General features: G+C 60.4%; 1 protein-coding gene and 2 pseudogenes. 1 reads left to right on the forward strand and 2 read right to left on the reverse strand.

The genetic code is table 11. The features are described from left to right. Positions 1 to 268: 268 nt before the first annotated feature. On the forward strand, positions 269 to 604 hold the full coding sequence (locus H5395_RS18360; protein WP_182793983.1) for a hypothetical protein: 336 nt from the start codon (positions 269 to 271) through the stop codon (positions 602 to 604). Here H5395_RS18360 and H5395_RS18365 read toward each other — a convergent pair. Beyond that, a pseudogene (locus H5395_RS18365) lies at positions 601 to 781 on the reverse strand (IS3 family transposase); the annotation flags it as partial. The gene H5395_RS18360 and the pseudogene H5395_RS18365 sit on opposite strands and share 4 nt — an antisense overlap. Positions 782 to 834: 53 nt before the next feature. Next, positions 835 to 957 (reverse strand): annotated as a pseudogene (locus H5395_RS18370) (IS5/IS1182 family transposase); the annotation flags it as partial. Between the last annotated feature and the right edge of the window lie 123 nt (positions 958 to 1,080).

The raw sequence follows: 1,080 nt of genomic DNA on the forward strand, positions 1-1,080 counted from the left end.
TCGGCCAGCGGCATCTATCAGGCCGCGCTAACAGGCCTGACAAGAGTCCGCACTCGATCACATGTCTAAGGTTCAGAAATTCCTTGCAAATGAGGGCGGCATCCACAAGAGAAGGTTCGACGTCAGGACCATCTCCTCCGCTAAATATTATCCGGTTTAGAATATCCATACGTTGATAATTAAGGATTTTCGTGCAGCCCGGTGGAGTCCAATCCGGATCTTGCCATACATTATGCGCTACAGTCCCCTGCTCGGGAGGTGATGCATCATGGCGATCAAGGCACGGGGTAGCCGAGGCAAGCTGTCGCTCTACAAGCGGGTGCCTGCGCGTTACGAGGCGATCGCGCCTCGCAAGTTCGTCTGGGTGGCTCTGCATACTGACAGTCCCAGTCTGGCGCAGCGGAAGGCGGACGCCGTCTGGTCCGAGATGATCGAGGCGTGGGAGGCAAAGCTTGCCGTTGACATCACCGACGCGGAGCAGCGCTTCCAGGCTGCCCGCGATCTGGCAGCCGCACGGGGGTTCCGGTTCCTGCCGGTGAACAAGGTAGCGCAGGTGCCTCTATGGACCTGTCCCGGTTCTGTTCCGGTCAGGTGCTCATGTTAGGCAGCCCTTTGTTCGAAGGCCGCGGGTGATTTCCAGTCCAGTGCCGAGTGTTTGCGGCGCGGGTTGTGAGAGGCCGTTGATGTATTCCAAGAGGGCGATTTCGACCTCGCGCCGGGTGGGCCAGTCGCGGCGCCAGACCAGTTCGGCCTTCAGCGATTTGAAGAAGCTCTCGACGGGGCATTGTTGCGTAACTCCGGCTTGAAGCGTGACTGCCCCTTTCCCCGATGGCTTCAGGCCACGCGAACGATCTCGGCGGTGCCGAGGGCGTTGAAGCGATTCATGACGGCGATGCGGATGGGGATTTCGGCAGTCTGGCGGTCTGGGTCTCTTGCGCTGATGCGCCCGCCGAGGGAGTGTCCTGAACTCCGTGTATCTGATCCGGCCCATGCGGTTTTCAGATACGGTCAGGCGTCGAAGCGCCCGGCGAACATTATGGCCAGCTGATTGCGGGCGGCAACCCATTCCCGGACGGCCCT

The sequence above is a fragment of the Paracoccus sp. MC1854 genome (assembly GCF_014164635.1).
Lineage (GTDB): Bacteria > Pseudomonadota > Alphaproteobacteria > Rhodobacterales > Rhodobacteraceae > Paracoccus.